The 14720-nt window shown below is 55.2% G+C and carries 15 protein-coding genes, 1 tRNA gene and 1 pseudogene; 8 read left to right on the top strand and 9 right to left on the bottom strand.

The genetic code is table 11. The features are described 5' to 3' along the window. Positions 1-30: 30 nt before the first annotated feature. A pseudogene (locus ACR0B8_RS18965) lies at positions 31-723 on the bottom strand (integrase core domain-containing protein); the annotation flags it as partial. A gap of 1176 nt (positions 724-1899) precedes the next feature. Between ACR0B8_RS18965 and ACR0B8_RS18960 the strand changes: the two are divergent. After that, a complete protein-coding gene (locus ACR0B8_RS18960) occupies positions 1900-3462 on the top strand; it encodes a recombinase family protein (RefSeq protein ID WP_226689824.1) in 1563 nt (520 codons plus the stop codon). Here ACR0B8_RS18960 and ACR0B8_RS18955 read toward each other — a convergent pair. Next, positions 3425-3500, bottom strand: a tRNA-Thr gene (locus tag ACR0B8_RS18955). The genes ACR0B8_RS18960 and ACR0B8_RS18955 overlap by 38 nt on opposite strands. A 467-nt stretch (positions 3501-3967) precedes the next feature. Here ACR0B8_RS18955 and ACR0B8_RS18950 point away from each other — a divergent pair. Continuing rightward, positions 3968-4552 carry a hypothetical protein gene (locus tag ACR0B8_RS18950; RefSeq protein WP_480659278.1) on the top strand — a complete coding sequence of 195 codons (585 nt, stop codon included), beginning with the start codon at positions 3968-3970 and terminating at the stop codon, positions 4550-4552. Between the two features lie 55 nt (positions 4553-4607). On the opposite strand, the gene ACR0B8_RS18945 is transcribed toward ACR0B8_RS18950, so the two are convergent. Then, a complete protein-coding gene (locus tag ACR0B8_RS18945) occupies positions 4608-4877 on the bottom strand; it encodes a DUF2312 domain-containing protein (protein WP_058282431.1) in 270 nt (89 codons plus the stop codon). Between the two features lie 161 nt (positions 4878-5038). Here ACR0B8_RS18945 and ACR0B8_RS18940 point away from each other — a divergent pair, with 161 nt between their 5' ends. Further along, positions 5039-5257 carry a hypothetical protein gene (locus ACR0B8_RS18940; protein ID WP_170351324.1) on the top strand — a complete coding sequence of 73 codons (219 nt, stop codon included), beginning with the start codon at positions 5039-5041 and terminating at the stop codon, positions 5255-5257. Positions 5258-5266: 9 nt separating this feature from the next. Here ACR0B8_RS18940 and ACR0B8_RS18935 read toward each other — a convergent pair whose 3' ends face one another. After that, on the bottom strand, positions 5267-5482 hold the full coding sequence (locus ACR0B8_RS18935; RefSeq protein ID WP_170351325.1) for a hypothetical protein: 216 nt from the start codon (positions 5480-5482) through the stop codon (positions 5267-5269). 244 nt (positions 5483-5726) lie between these two features. On the opposite strand from ACR0B8_RS18935, the gene ACR0B8_RS18930 reads away from it, so the two are divergent. Genes ACR0B8_RS18930 through ACR0B8_RS18915 form a run of 4 tightly spaced genes read left to right on the top strand, consistent with a single transcriptional unit; the run spans position 5727 to position 7917 of the window. Further along, positions 5727-6590, top strand: a complete 864-nt coding sequence (locus tag ACR0B8_RS18930; RefSeq protein ID WP_170351326.1) for an MBL fold metallo-hydrolase — start codon at positions 5727-5729, stop codon at positions 6588-6590. A gap of 32 nt (positions 6591-6622) precedes the next feature. Then, complete coding sequence (locus tag ACR0B8_RS18925; protein ID WP_170362575.1) at positions 6623-7045, top strand: YeeE/YedE family protein; 423 nt, start codon at positions 6623-6625, stop codon at positions 7043-7045. Next, positions 7045-7476: a DUF6691 family protein gene (locus tag ACR0B8_RS18920; protein WP_170362574.1), complete on the top strand. Its 432-nt coding sequence runs from the start codon at positions 7045-7047 to the stop codon at positions 7474-7476. The genes ACR0B8_RS18925 and ACR0B8_RS18920 overlap by 1 nt, the downstream gene beginning before the upstream one ends. Before the next feature lie 9 nt (positions 7477-7485). Beyond that, positions 7486-7917 carry a protein tyrosine phosphatase family protein gene (locus ACR0B8_RS18915; protein WP_170362573.1) on the top strand — a complete coding sequence of 144 codons (432 nt, stop codon included), beginning with the start codon at positions 7486-7488 and terminating at the stop codon, positions 7915-7917. A gap of 1 nt (position 7918) precedes the next feature. On the opposite strand, the gene ACR0B8_RS18910 is transcribed toward ACR0B8_RS18915, so the two are convergent. From ACR0B8_RS18910 to ACR0B8_RS18890, 5 genes are all read right to left on the bottom strand, one after another. Beyond that, entirely contained in the window at positions 7919-9025 is a 1107-nt protein-coding gene (locus ACR0B8_RS18910; RefSeq protein WP_226689777.1) for a FliM/FliN family flagellar motor C-terminal domain-containing protein, read from the bottom strand. Positions 9026-9102: 77 nt separating this feature from the next. Beyond that, positions 9103-11781, bottom strand: a complete 2679-nt coding sequence (locus ACR0B8_RS18905) for a sensor histidine kinase (protein WP_170379196.1) — start codon at positions 11779-11781, stop codon at positions 9103-9105. Continuing rightward, on the bottom strand, positions 11781-12083 hold the full coding sequence (locus ACR0B8_RS18900; RefSeq protein ID WP_170351332.1) for a hypothetical protein: 303 nt from the start codon (positions 12081-12083) through the stop codon (positions 11781-11783). Before ACR0B8_RS18900 ends, ACR0B8_RS18905 begins: the two co-directional genes overlap by 1 nt. Then, positions 12080-12460 (bottom strand): response regulator transcription factor, encoded by a 381-nt coding sequence (locus ACR0B8_RS18895; protein WP_170379195.1) that lies wholly within the window; start codon positions 12458-12460, stop codon positions 12080-12082. The genes ACR0B8_RS18900 and ACR0B8_RS18895 overlap by 4 nt, the downstream gene beginning before the upstream one ends. Before the next feature lie 75 nt (positions 12461-12535). Beyond that, on the bottom strand, positions 12536-13831 hold the full coding sequence (locus ACR0B8_RS18890; protein ID WP_226689778.1) for a helix-turn-helix transcriptional regulator: 1296 nt from the start codon (positions 13829-13831) through the stop codon (positions 12536-12538). Positions 13832-14037: 206 nt separating this feature from the next. Here ACR0B8_RS18890 and ACR0B8_RS18885 point away from each other — a divergent pair, with 206 nt between their 5' ends. Beyond that, complete coding sequence (locus ACR0B8_RS18885) at positions 14038-14574, top strand: LuxR C-terminal-related transcriptional regulator (RefSeq protein ID WP_170351335.1); 537 nt, start codon at positions 14038-14040, stop codon at positions 14572-14574. Positions 14575-14720: the final 146 nt, after the last annotated feature.

Genomic DNA, 14720 nt, shown 5'->3' with positions numbered 1-14720 from the left:
TAAAACTTCAGACTTGATCTGACGGACACCTCAGCGAACAGGGCTGAGAATGGGTTGTTGGCCGTCCGATTGATCGGAACCCCTGATTGTCTTGTCCACGGCGATGTGTAGCGTTTCTCGGAAGGTCTGCATAGGTGTTTTGCCGTAGCAGTATCTTCCCGAATGTGGCCGCTGTTCGTTGTATTTGGCCAGCCAAATATCCAGATCGGTCTGCAACTCCTCCACCGAGCGGTAGAGCTTTTTGCGGAAGGCAATGTCGTAGAACTCATCCTTGATGGTCCTGTGGAAGCGCTCGCAGATGCCGTTGGTCTGTGGGCTGTTTGCTTTGGTCCTGGAATGATCCACATCCACGACCGCCAGATAAAGCTGGTAGGCGTGGTTTTCGACCTTGCCGCAATACTCGGTGCCCCGGTCGGTCAGGATGCGCAGCAGGTTGATGCCTTGTTCGGCGAAGAACGGGATCACCCGGTCATTCAGCAGGTCTGCGGCGGAGATCGCCGTCTTCTCGGTATAGAGCTTGCAGATCGCCACGCGGGCAAAGGTATCGACAAAGGTCTGCTGGTAGATGCGCCCCACGCCTTTCATCGTGCCCACATAGTAGGTGTCTTGGCTGCCAAGGTAACCGGGATGGTGGCTCTCGATCTCGCCATGCGCCTCCCTCTGCTGCTTGGCCTTCTCCAGCGCCGCCATCTGTTCCTCGGTCAGCAGGATGCCGTCCTGGGCAGCACCGCTTACTATCAAGCGAACCGTTAGGGAGTGGTTTTTCGAGGAATACGAGAAAGCAACCGTCCGCGGCATGGAGATACCCTGCCCTGATTTCTTCGACATCCGGTGGACTGGCAATGATGGACTCATCACGCAGCATGAGGACACGCCCACGGCAGGCATCCTGGCATCGAGGCTGCGAGCGAAGCTCCAAGCCAACGTCATTCAGATCGAGAAGTTCATTGTTCGGTGGCAGTTGTGACTATCGTCAGTGTTGTTTTCTGCGATCTATCTATCATGGCTGAACGAGGCCAGTTTGCCTCCGCTGGCCATCCCTGGAGATGCCTGCGACCGTAGTGTTCAAAACTGATCCCACTTCATGAGCGGCATGGCGCTACCTGTACTTCCATTCGGGAAACCCCAAACTCAGGAATTTTCTCCTAAGTTGAGAAGACTTGGGACTCAAGTCAATTGCTAACAGGTAGGCCCGAAAATCGCGACAGCACTCCTGACTGATTCGCTTTTTTTCGGTAGAATTTTGAGTTTGACTGGCTACCATTTTCCCAATGGCAAATGGAATTCCACACCAAAATACTTACCAAGACTTCAAGGCAATATTCGTATTTTTAGATCTAATGGGCGCCAAATTTATTCTTGCCAACATGAATAGATGAGTCCGATAGGAGATTTTGAAAGAATAGACCTCACAGAATTTTAGCACCAGGAATTCAAGGATAAATGAACTGGTCTAGAATTAGTGACGCTACTCCACCGGGCTTGTTTTTTCATTACCCTTGACGAATTGAGTTTCATTTGAGGCAATAGGGAAGTCAGTTAATGTAATAAATGGTTCGTGAAATGATCCGATCAAAAAAGGAAAAGAAAGATAAGCCAAGCATCTCGTGGAAGTCGACCAAGGGAGCCAGCACAGTCGGCGCAATTTCAAATGGTTGGGGCGCGGTATGTTCAGACGTAGACGCGTTGGCTACGCGAACAAGTTCTCTATGTGTGACGGCGAAATTTAATGAGAATTTCGAAAAATATTGCACCGAGCTCAACTGGGTAGCGGGTCAAAGGAGAATTGGAAGATCACATTTATGGGCCTCATGGCAAATCGTGCTCGCTATTGCGAATATTAGTGAATGAAATATCAAAAATAGCGGAATTACATCGAATAAAAAGGGAGAATTAAAAATGAGCAACCTTGACACAAAGATCGCGGCAGTAATTTATGTCAGAGTTTCGAGTTCCAAGCAAATTAAGGAAGGCGATGGGTTAGAATCGCAGCTAACCATATGCCGCGAGTTTGCACTTAAAAACAACTTAGATGTCGAAAAAGAATTTAGAGATATAGCGTCGGGTCGATTGGATAAAAGAAAAGGCATGAGCAGTCTGCTTAGTTATCTAAAACGATCTAAAGGGCATACGAAAGCCGTCATCATTGATGACGTCTCTCGGCTTGCCCGAGGTATGAAGGCATACTTGCGAATAAAGGAGGAAATCGAAAGCGCGGGCGGTAAATTGGTAAGCCCTCGACTTCGCTTTGGCGAAAGCGCCGATGAAATCCTGTTTGAGATGATGCAAGCAGTGTTCTCTCAGCACTTTAGCCAAAAAAATGCAGAGACAAACAAGAGCCGCACTCGTGGTCGAATGTTGAACGGATATTATGCTTTCAGCCGCTTGCCGGTTGGCTACCTGTATGTTCGTTCGGACAATCAAGGGCGAAAAAAGGTTGTAAGGGACGAGCCCGTGGCATCCATTCTATCAGAGATGTTATCAGGGTTTGCCGCTGGTCGCTTCGAAACTGTGGGAGAATCCAAATCGTTCCTTGAGAATGATCCTACATTCATGCGCTATATCGGAAAAAGCAAACTTACTTACTCATACGTCTCAGCGATATTGCGGCGCCCGTTATATGCAGGGCGCTACAGCAACCTCAAGTGGAACATCCCACTCACCAAAGGAAAGCATTCTCCACTGATCTCATATGAGGAACATCAGAAAATTCTGAAGCGTTTGGATGGAAAGGTGGTGGCTCGTGTCAGGCAAGATGTCAGCGAGGATTTTCCTCTCCGTGGATTCGTCCTTTGTGAAGCTTGCGGGAACTTCATGACCTCGAATTGGTCAGGAGGAAGATCAAAGCACTATCCTTACTACATTTGCCGAAAACACGGATGCAGCAGGGCCGGAAAGTCAATTCGAAGAGAGCAGATTGAAGGTGAGTTCGAATCTTTGTTGCGCCAGATTCAACCCGAGCCTGGTTTCGTGAAGGTCTTTTCCCAAATGCTGCGAGATGCGTGGGAGCTTCGGAGGCTCAAGGATAAACAGTCACGTAAGGAGCGCAGAAAGCGAATCTCTCAGATAAACAGTGAAATCGAAAAGACGACTGACAAGTACGTAGACACTGAGTTGGAAGTTGTGTCTTCGGCCCTGGAGAGAAAGCTAGAAAAACTACACAATGAAAAGGCCCATGAGGAGCACAAATTAAGAGAATTCGACCAAAACAGCCCAGACTTCTCAGATGCGTTCGAACCGGCAATGCGGATTCTCTCAAGCCCTTTTGATATATGGAAAAAGTCAACGCTCGAATGGCGAAAATCTATGCTTCGAATGATCTTTGCCGCTCCAGCGGTCTACAGCCATAAACAAGGGTTTCGAACCGTGAATCTGACTTTACCTTTCAGAGCGTTAGCGGATTGCAACGCTTCTGCGTCTGGTTTGGTGCCCCCACACGGACTCGAACCGCGGACCTACTGATTACAAATCAGTTGCTCTACCAGCTGAGCTATAGGGGCACTGAGTGTCGATTACTTTCTCTTGTTGGAGACTGCAAGCCCATATTTTTATCTTAACTTAGTGAATGTCGGATTTCTTGGCAACGCGAAGAAACAACCGGGCAGAATGGTGTGGATTTGACTGTTCCGACCGCAGGCTGTAACCCGACTAGAAGAGTTGAAAGCAAGGACGAGAACCGAAAATGAAGGTTGCTATCCACGCGGGCGCGGCTTTTACAGATGAAGGCCGCGTGCTGAACTCGTTGAAGAAAAACTCAGACATCCTGAAAAATAACGGGGTCAAGATTTTTGGCCCGCGGCGATACAACAGGAGCTTCAATCCTATTTTTGAAAAGTTAGGAACTGAGGCCGTCGAATTATCCCAAAACCTCAATAGCATTCTGCCAAACGATGCACATACCCAGCGCGCGATCTTTTCCAGTGGAAGATTCGCGGGTGAACCGGCTGATGCCTTGCAGGAAGGGCAGTTGTATCCTTTAGCCGGTCGCAGAATGGCGCTGTTGGAGCAAGCCTTTGATGAACACCAACTTGAATTGTTCATAGGGCTCAGAAATCCGGGCAGCTTTATCCCCAAACTCCTAATGTCGCTGCCCGAAGGTGAGCGTGCCGAAATTGTTCGAAACACTGACCTGAGCTGCCTTAGCTGGATCGGCATGATCGAAGACATTCAGGACCTCGCCCCCAGCGTTCAAATCACATTGTGGAGCAATGAGGACACCCCGTTTATCTGGGGGGACATTATACGGTCTTTAACTGGCTTGGACGACAGTACGACGCTGGTGGATGAATATGACCTGTTGGCGACTTTGCTGGATGAAGCCGGACAAACCAAAGTGCTGGCCCTGAGCAACCAAATTGAGCCGCAAGACAGGTCAGCCCTGCATGAACATTTGGCTCAGATTTTTGAAGAGCACGCGCTGCCTGAGAAAATCGAGGAAGAGTTGGACTTGCCTGGCTGGTCCACCGAGATCGTGGACGCGTTTTCCGAACTGTACGAACAGGATCTTGAACGGCTTGGTGCCGTACCGGGCGTGCGTGTTCTAAAACCCTGATCGTGAATGTGAGGGACCCGCATGACAAGAATCGTCAGACGGACCCAGCCCTGTTTCAGCTCATGCCCAGCGCTTCCTTGTACATCTCAAGCACCGCCTCTTCTTCGGCAATATCGTCCTTGTCGCGCTTGCGCAGCGCGATTACTTTGCGCATGACCTTGGTGTCGTATCCACGGGCTTTGGCCTCCGCCATCACCTCTTTTTGCTGTTCCGCAAGGTCTTTCTTTTCTGCGTCCAGGCGTTCAAAGCGTTCGATGAACTGGCGCAGCTCACCCGCGGTAACACGATAATTCGCAGTGGCCTGATCTTCGGTCATGTCATCCATAAATGTCTCTCCCAGAGGTGGATATCTGATGCTGTGACAGCGGGCTCTACGCCGGATACATCGCTGCCGCACGGGCCGCAAGCACCCAATCCAGCCGGGCTTGTGTGAGCAGTGGCGATCCGCTAAGCGCTGGTGGAATTGACAAGCAAATGTGGGGAACCATGTTCGAATTCATCACCTGGGGCGGTGCCGCCCTGTCGCTTGCCGGGCTCTGCGGCCTGGTTTGGTGTATCCTGCGTGTGATGAAGGCGCGCAAGTCCGGCTTGTCGGACGAGGAACTGCGCGCTGTTGTTCAAGGTGTATTGCCGTGGAACCTGGCATCACTGTTTTTGTCGGTTCTTGGCCTGATGGTGGTGATCGTCGGGATTTCTTTTGGCTGACCGTTGAATTCAAACGGGCAGATTATCAAAGCGCGCTTCCATCGCATCTTCGCACAGGGCTGCATCCAAACGACGTAGGCGCGACGGGACATGCATTCCCTGCTGGCGCATCCGTTGAATCACTTTGGCCACACTTGGTTGCAATGCCAGACGTGTATCAAGGCACGCTCCGCTGAGCTTTTCTTCAAGTTGTTCGGCTTCTGAGTATAAATTGACTGACGACATTTCTATCCTCCCAAATGTCTTCATTTAGTCTGATATATGTGACCGTTTTAAGACCCGTATAGATTGCCACACAATCGCGCGGAAAACCGCCTGTTCGTCGGACTATTTTTGCGACCGGGGGCGATTTGATTAATTTTTACTCGAAACGAGGCTACCCTGCATTGACCCGCATCAAATCACGCAGTGTTGATTGCAATATATTCCGTAATTGATATATGAATTACCGACATAGGCGGAGGACCACATGACACCAAAAGTAAAAGCGTTTTTCGACCCCGAGACCTTTACGGTTTCCTACTTGGCGCAAGAGCCCGAAGGGCTTGCATGCGCGATTATCGACAGCGTTCTGGATTTTGACCACGCCTCTGGCCGGACGGGTACGCACGCAGCCGATAAGATCATCGAGTACGTGCGGGCGAACAACCTGCGGGTTGAATGGATTCTGGAGAGCCATGTGCACGCCGACCACTTATCCGCTGCCCCCTATCTGCAGGAAAAGCTGGGCGGCAAGATCGGGATCGGGGATCAGATCGTTACCATTCAGGAAACATTCGGTAAAATCTTTAACGAAGGGACCGAATTTCAGCGGGACGGCAGTCAGTTCGACGCCCTGTTCCGCGAAGGCGACAGCTTTCACGTTGGTCAGATGCGCGGCGATGTTCTGCATACGCCCGGCCACACTCCGGCCTGCCTGACCTATGTGATTGGCGATGCCGCGTTTGTCGGCGACACTCTGTTCATGCCCGATTTCGGCACGGCGCGCTGTGATTTTCCAGGTGGGTCGTCCGCAACGCTATACGAATCGATCCAAAAAATTCTGGCACTACCGGATCAGACGCGCGTCTTTGTGGGGCATGATTACATGGCGCCGGGGCGTGACGAATATGCTTGGGAAACAACCGTGGGAGAGCAAAAGGCGCTGAACGTCCATATTGGTCATGGACGCTCTGTCGAAGAGTTCGTTGAAATGCGCGACGCCCGTGATGCAACGCTGCCCATGCCCCGCCTAATTCTGCCGTCGCTGCAGGTGAATATGCGTGCAGGGCAGATGCCGCCAGCCGATGAAGATGGCGACGTTTACCTGAAACTGCCACTGAACAAACTCTGAAACATTGGCGGCTGTCGTGCAAAGGACAAACTATGCAACCTGAATGGATATGGGGCCTTGGCGGAGGTCTTCTGATTGGGCTGGGTGCTGCCCTCTATTTACTGGGCAATGGGCGCATCATGGGGGCCAGTGGCATTCTGGGCGGACTGGTCGACGGCAGTGATCGATCACTTGAACGGCTGGCTTTTCTTGCGGGATTGATCGGAGTGCCCTTGTTGCTGCGACCCCTGCTCTTGCCCGCGGCCCAAACTCATCTGACCGGGAACATCACTCTCGTGATTATTGCCGGTCTATTGGTGGGCTTGGGCACACGCATCGCCAATGGGTGTACATCGGGGCACGGCGTTTGCGGAATATCCCGATTTTCCTTGCGGGGCATTGTCGCCACAATCGTCTACATCATGGCTGGGATCGCAACGGTCGCTCTGCTGCGCCATGTCTGGGGGCTGATCTGATGCGCGTAGTCATTTCATTTCTTGCAGGATCGTTGTTCGGAATCGGCCTGCTGATCTCTGGTATGACCGACACAACCAAAGTGCAGGGCTGGTTGGATTTGTTCGGACAATGGGATCCAACGCTCGCCTTTGTGATGGCTGGGGCGATCCTTCCCATGCTTGTCGCATGGCGGTTGACGTCCAACCGCCGCCCACTGACCGGAGGGAGGTTTCCGCAAAAAGCCGCACCCGAATTGGACCGCCAGTTGATCTTTGGCTCTGTTCTGTTTGGTATGGGTTGGGGATTGGTTGGGCTGTGCCCCGGACCGGCCCTTGCCTCGCTTGGCTATGGGGGAGTTGGCGGAATTGTGTTCCTGATCGCCATGATTGTGGGCATGGTTGCGGCCCCTACCCTTGGTGCGCAACTGGACAGAGCCGCCAACGCGGCCTAAGCAATTGCCATGGAGATTCGCCCGATTACCCCCCGCTACGCCGTCTCGCCGCAAATTTCGGTCGAGGACGTCCCAGCCATCGCCGATGCCGGTTTTGTCAAAGTGATTTGCAACCGGCCCAATGTCGAGGTTCCTGCGGACATGCAATCAGACGCCATCGGCGACGCGGTGCGTGCGGCGGGTATGGAATACGAGGTTCTGGAACTGACCCACCAGACCATGACCCCTGAAAATGTGGCCCTGCAACGCGAGTTAGCCGAAAGCTGCGGCGGACCGGTTCTGGCCTATTGCGCCTCGGGCACGCGGTGTTCGGTAGTGTGGGCATTGGGGCAGTGCGATCGGATGAGTGCGGACGACATCCTGAACGCGACCACCAAAGCGGGTTACACGCTGGACAACCTGCGCCCGATCCTTGAGCAGATCCGCGGCGACACTGAGTAAACTAGCTAGGGTTATTGGGATCAGTTGTGGGCGTCGACAACCCGGCCAACTGCGAAATTTCGGCAACCATTTGATCTGAGTCGGCGAAATTCAGGTTCGTTTCCAAATCCTCCGGTGCGATTGAATCGAACGGGACAGGCATCTGCGACATCTCTGGTTGTGCGGGCATGTCCGGTTCCTGATGTGATGCCACAGGCGACCGGGCCTCCAGAAACTCCTCGGCTTCAGATTGGGTCAACGCCGTAAGCGGTGCGCATTCGTTCAGGCGCACGGCGCGCATCCCGCCACATTGCCCCAAGCGACCAACGGCAGCGCGCGCGCGGTCGATCGTCAAGACCTGCGCCCGATCCAGCCGTGATCCCGTCAACGGCAGCACATCCCCAACGGCAAGGTCAGACAGCGACGCCAGCGGCAGAGTCATTCGGCAGATCACCGCGTTTAACTCTGCCCGCAAAACACCCGAAGCCTGTTCAAGATTTGGACCTATGTCCTCTTGCCTGACCTCCCCCTCCTGCTCTGCCGGATGATCGGGCAGGAAGACAGAAATCTGGCCCTGCCGCAGGCCACCGCCCAGTTCCACGGTAAGGTCAAACACCCGATACGTATCTTCAATCATCGCCAGCGACAATGTGCGCAAATCTGCCAAACGCGTCGAAAATTCATACCCCAACAAACTGGATCGATCCAAGGGCGCATCCACCAGTTCCACAGACCGTGCCAAGACCTGCTCGACCAACGGGGCAACCATCGCACCATCCGTGTGCGTGAAGGCACGTGGAGCAGGATCACCTGCCTTTACCTCACCAATCGTTTGCACTTGAACGATGGCTGAAACAGCGCCCAGATCCATGCAGACAGCGGCAGAGATTCCATCGCTGTTCATAAACTGCAGCATCAACCAATCTTCCCCAACCGGCCCCGCCAGCATGTCGGGCGTACGGTTGGATTGTTTGGCCCCTATGACAACAAGCGGGAGTTGCAAATTGTCCCCGGCCGCGCGGGCAAAAGCCAGCCGCAGCGCCCGCAAGATCGAGCGTGGCTTATCGCCCTGCTCTTCCCGTCCCGCTGAAAGCTTGCGCGCCAATGCTGCGCTGACCGTTTGCGACATACCAGAATCCGCTGTGTTTTTCCGCGTCTGACACCCTGTCTAAACCGGTGCTGGTTACGAATGTCTTTACAAGCACATCACTGCGCGGCCTGCCGATAAGCCAGTGGCAACCGAACACGGAAGGCCGCCCCGCCCTGACCGGGCAGATAGGTGATTTCACCGCCCAGGCGCTGCATAATCTCGCGGCAGATCGCCAAACCCAACCCGGCACCCCCGGCCTTGTCGACGCCAACACGGGCGAATTTTTCGAACACCATCGAGCGCGCCTCGGGCGGGATGCCACTGCCGTTATCGGCAAAATCAATCACAACTTGCCCACCAACATCATGGGCCGAGATTGTCAGTTCGGGCTCGTCGGCATCGCAATATTTCTGAGCATTGGAAATCAAATTGATGAACACCTGCCCCAGCCGATCCAGATCGGTTAACAGCGGGATACGCTCGGACGCTTTCGCGCGTTTGACGGTCAGTGTTTGCCCGGTTCCGGCCAATGCACTGGACACCGCCCGATCCAGAACCGAGCGAAGCGTATCCCCGCCCACGTTCAGGCTGACCTGTCCGCTTTCCAGTACGCTAAGATCAAGTAGGTCATCCAACAATCGCGTCAGGCGCAAAGCTTCGTCATGAATGATCGCGGCATAGCGCGTCTGTTCTTCGGGGCTCAGCCCGTCGGTGTCACGCATGATCTCGGAAAACGCGCGGATCGAGGTCATGGGTGTGCGCAACTCATGGCTGACCTGGCTAAGGAAACTATCCTTCTGTTCCGAGATTTGCGTGAGCTTGGTGTTTGCCTCGCGCAATTGCCGCGCGGTGCGGGACAGCTCGGCGGATTTGACCTCCAGTTGGCTGGAATATTCCAGCAACTGAGCGGATTCGTCGGCCACCGCCAACAGGTCTTCGACCGAAACGGATGATCCCCCGACGATCTGGCCAATCATCGCATGCGCTGTGGCCGCACCGACAGAGCCGCTGAGTTCCCGTTCCAGACGTTCCAGAAAGGCGGGCGTGGGTTCCGGCAGGCTAGAGCGACCACCCTGCTGTTCTGCCTCGGCATGAAAGAAGTCTTGCGCCGGGCCCGCCCCCAATATCCGCTGGGTCATGATCATCAAGTCTTCGCTCTGAGCCACCGATCCCGTCCAGCCGCGCGGCGCGACCGAATGGTCGAAAACGTTAACGAATTGCGCCCCTTGCAGGCGTTCCAACGGGCTGGGAACGCTTAGCAACGATGCAACACAGAACGCCACCGTATTCAGGGACAGTGACCACATAACGGTGTGTACCATCGGGTCCATACCTTCGATCCCAAACAGGGCCTGCGGGCGCAGCCAACCCCACCCGAAGGGCCCGTTTAGAACGACCGTTTCGGGTATCAACGCCCCACTCATCCCCGGCAACAGCAGTGTGTATATCCAAAGCAGGAAACCTACCGTCAGGCCCACCAGCGCGCCGGTCCGCGTAGCACCGCGCCAGAACAGACCGCCGACTAGTGCGGGCAGGATTTGAGAAATCCCGGCAAAGGCCACCAATCCGATTGACGCCAAAGCCGCGCCGCCACCGGACAGGCGGTAGTAAAAGAAACCCAGCGCCATGATGACAGCGATCGACACCCGACGCGCCATCAGAACGACATTCCGAACGTCCCCCGAAACTGAGCCGGACCCTTCCTGCGTGCTCAGCCAGATTGGCATGACCAAATGGTTTGACACCATGGTCGACAACGCCATTGCGGTAACGATGACCATCGATGTGGCCGAAGAGAAGCCGCCGATAAAGGACAACATCGCCAACCAATCATTGCCCTGAGACAAGGGTACAGTCAGGACAAACAGATCGGGATTTGACCCTTCGGGCATCAGGTCCAGACCAACGACCGCGATCGGCACCACAAAAAGGCTCATCAACAGCAGATACAGCGGAAAGGCCCAGGCAGCGGTCCTCAGGTGCCCTTCATCCGCGTTTTCAACCACCATCACCTGAAACATACGCGGCAGGCAGATAAAAGCCGCGGCAGAGAGGAAAATAAACGTTGTCCAGCGCCCCGCATCCACATTCCACTGACCGATCTCAGAGGCGTCGATCCGGTCCATCATCGGCCCCACGCCCCCCGCAACGCCCCAGACCACAAAGGCACCAACCGCCAAAAGCGCGAACAGCTTGACCACGGATTCCAATGCGATGGCCGTCACTACTCCGTGGTGCCTTTCATTGGCATCCAGGTTCCGGGTCCCAAACAGGATCGCAAAGATGGCCAACCCTGCAGCAACCCAGAAAACACTGGCACCTTCGCGATAAAGCCCCGAGGGGTCAGCCTCGGCAAAGATAGAAAATGACAGGGTAATGGATTGCAGTTGCAACGCGATGTAGGGGGTTCCGCCTAGCACAGCCAGAATGGTCACACAGATCGCCAGCGTATTGGATTTGCCATAGCGTGAAGAAATCAGGTCAGCGATCGAGGTCACCCGCTGACTGCGCCCGACCCGCACCAGTTTGCGCAGTCCCCACCACCAACCGACCATCACCAGCGTTGGCCCCAGGTAAATGGTCACAAACTCTAACCCCGAACGCGCGGCGTTGCCCACGGCGCCATAAAACGTCCAAGCCGTACAATAGATCGACAGCGACAGTGTGTAGATCAGCGGAGATCGCAGCCAAGCCCCCCGCCCGGCCGCCGCCATCCGATCCGCGGCAAAAGCGACCCCGAACAGCAGAACAACATAGGCAAGGCAGACCAGAATAAGGACGTTCAGCGTGGCCATCAATCCGTCTCGGGCTCGGAATCGTCCGGAATGGCCATACGCCGGGCAGCAAAGCCAAACACTAGGCTGGCAACAATCAGGCCCGCCCAGCAGGCAAAGATGTAAAAGATCGCTGAGGACAGAGGCACCCCTTCCGGCGCACCCGGCTCATCTGGCCACAGCAACGGAATTGCCAGCAGCGCCGCCCCCAAAAACGGCAACAGGCGCGCGGCGTCTGACAGCCTGCGTCGGCGATAACTCTGTCGCTCAAGAAACAGCGAAGGCCGAACCCCCGAGGGCGGCCGGTCTTCGCCGGTGCTCATGACTGTGTCGCCTGCGCATGCAGGTCGCGCACTGCCGTCAGCATCTCGGTATTGGAAAACGGCTTGGTCATGAAGCGGCTTACACCGGCGTTTTCGGCCATTTCGCGATCTCGGGACTGGCCGCGGGCTGTCAGCATCAAAACCGGAAGGCCCTGCATATCCTCAAGCTCACGCAAGTCGCGTAGAATCTCCATCCCACTTTTGCCCGGCAACATCACGTCCAGAATGACCAAATCCGGGCTTGCCCCCTGAATGACCTGCAACGCGTCCGCGCCTTCGGCATGGGTTTCCACCTGCCAACCCTCACGCGTCAGTAGAAACCGAATGGCCTCGGCGATGTTGGGCTCATCCTCAATTAACAGAACCTTACGGCTCATTATCTGTCCTCCCCGTGACGGGCTACAAACTGGCAGACCCGTCTCCAACAGCTTACGCGCAGTGTCAGGAAACTGTCAAAAACCTTCGCTCAGAATTGACGGTTCGCGCCGCGACTTGCAGTCACTGTGCGGGCAGACCCTGCAACTGGGCCCAACCCGGGCCACGGCCTGTTCGTCATGCGCCACGTCTTCGACCGAGCGTACCAGCATCACCGAGCGATAAACTGGCCCCTCGTCGTACCCGGAAACGGATTGCGGCCAGGCATAGGCATAACAGTCGAAGACAGCGGCCGTCCGGCCAAGCTGTACAATGCGTTGCCGAATGGGCACCAAGGGCCTGTTCAGGGCCTGAAACAGAGGCCACAGGGGGCAGGCTTCGCCAAAACGCGGCATAGCAAAGCCGGGGACGGATTTGTTGAACAGAATGCTGCCGGATGCGTCACACACCACCAGACCCGTCGGGCGGCCCAGATACCCGTCCGGCAGGGCCGCCAACCGACGCAGCACCGTCGCAAGATCCACCGAAAACCGGGACGCCAATTGCAGCGGGTTCAACGCAGATTCTGCCAAAGCCGCTTGCACATCCTCTAGCGGCATGGCCCGGGCATCTGCAGCATAGATGTCAAGAAAGTCTCGTGTCAGGGATTTGGCGGTCGCCGAATCCAGATCGCTCAGATCAATTTCAGCGCCGGGCCCACCCTGTTCGATCTGCGGGAAATGATGCCCGTTGGCGTCGAAAAACGCCTCGACATCCTCCAGCGGAACGCCCCGATGATCCCCGGTGGAATCGCTTTCATCAAGGTAAGCCACAAGCGATTTCGAGCTATCCGCCAAGCGTTCCGCATCCTGATGCAGGTTGCTGTGGAACCGGTCCCGCCATTCGGGTTCGATTTCTTGCGTGTCCGCCAGAATAGCCGCGGTTGAACGAATCGCAGCAGCGGTTGACAAGACCTCGTGCATGGACGCCGCCACATGGGGATCATGGGTCAACCTGTCGGATAACGTTTCGACAGTGCGCTCCAACGACACCACACGCCGATGCATCTGAGCCAGTACACCCGCCCATCCAGGGAACCGGCCCGCGAATTCTTCTAACCCGTCCAGTTCAGCCTGTTGACCAACGGCATCAGCCGCCGCCTCGCGTAGCGCGGCAATCAATGTGGCTTCGATCCCCTGTGTCAGCACCGAAGGTTCCACTGCCAGCACCGTCGCTATATTGACCAGCAACTTGCCACCGATCCGGCGGCGGTTGTGTTCGATAAGATTAAGGTAAGATGCCGATATCCCGACCCGCCGCGCCAGCTCAGCCTGGCGCATCCCGGCGATCTGACGCCTTTCCCGAATGCGACTGCCTGTCAGCGTATCGCGCATACCCTTACCCCTATCTTACACGAACTTAATTAGCCATTTCCTAACGATGTTTTCAAAACTTGTTTTTCTTTTCTATTAGTTATGCACAAATTTTCATAGCCACTTTACAAATTTAACACATTTGCACGCCGCATCGTCCGCCAGCCGTGATCAGAATCTGCGTACTGCCCCTTCTCATTTCACCCAATTCCCGGCACGATAGCTGGATGAGCGATCCCGCCTTTGAATATGCGCCAATCGGGTTAGTCGAATTGGAAAACCGGATTATCCGGCGCTGCAACCTGCAGTTCGCCCGCACCTTTGGCGGCGAGGTTGCGGATTATCGGAACATGCCTCTGTTGCATCTGTACCCCTCGGTCGCCGATTGGGAGCGCATAGGCGCACGCAGCCTGCAGGTGATGCGCGACACCGGGTATTACACGGATGAGCGGGTCATGCGGAGGCGCAACAGCGATCTGTTCTGGTGCCGTGCCCGCGGGCGCTCGTTAACACCGGACGATCCGTTCCGACATGGCATCTGGAGCTTTTCCGACATCTCGGAAGAACGTCCCCTGGTCGAACTGACTGTTCGCGAGCGTGAGGTTGCCATCATGTCTTGCCGTGGCCTGTCCGCAAAGGAAATCGGGGTTGAATTGGGCCTTAGTTATCGGACGATCGAAGCCTATCGCGCACGCCTGCTTGAGAAATTCGGGGCACGCAAACTACCCGAATTGGTGGCGAAACTTTCAGGAATGCCACTGTAGCCCCTTCCCCCTCGGGAAAACTTGGGTAAAACCCTTATCTGTCAGGCCGAGACTGCGCTTTTCATGGCCGGGCGCTTGGCTTATAACGCTGCGTAATTAGACCAAAGCCCGCAGGAACAGACGGGCCAAAGGGGAACCGTCGAGGA

It is taken from the genome of Ruegeria sp. BH6, from assembly GCF_056538105.1.
The sequence above is the reverse complement of the archived record's forward strand: the minus strand, read 5'-3'. Positions and strand labels throughout refer to the sequence as shown.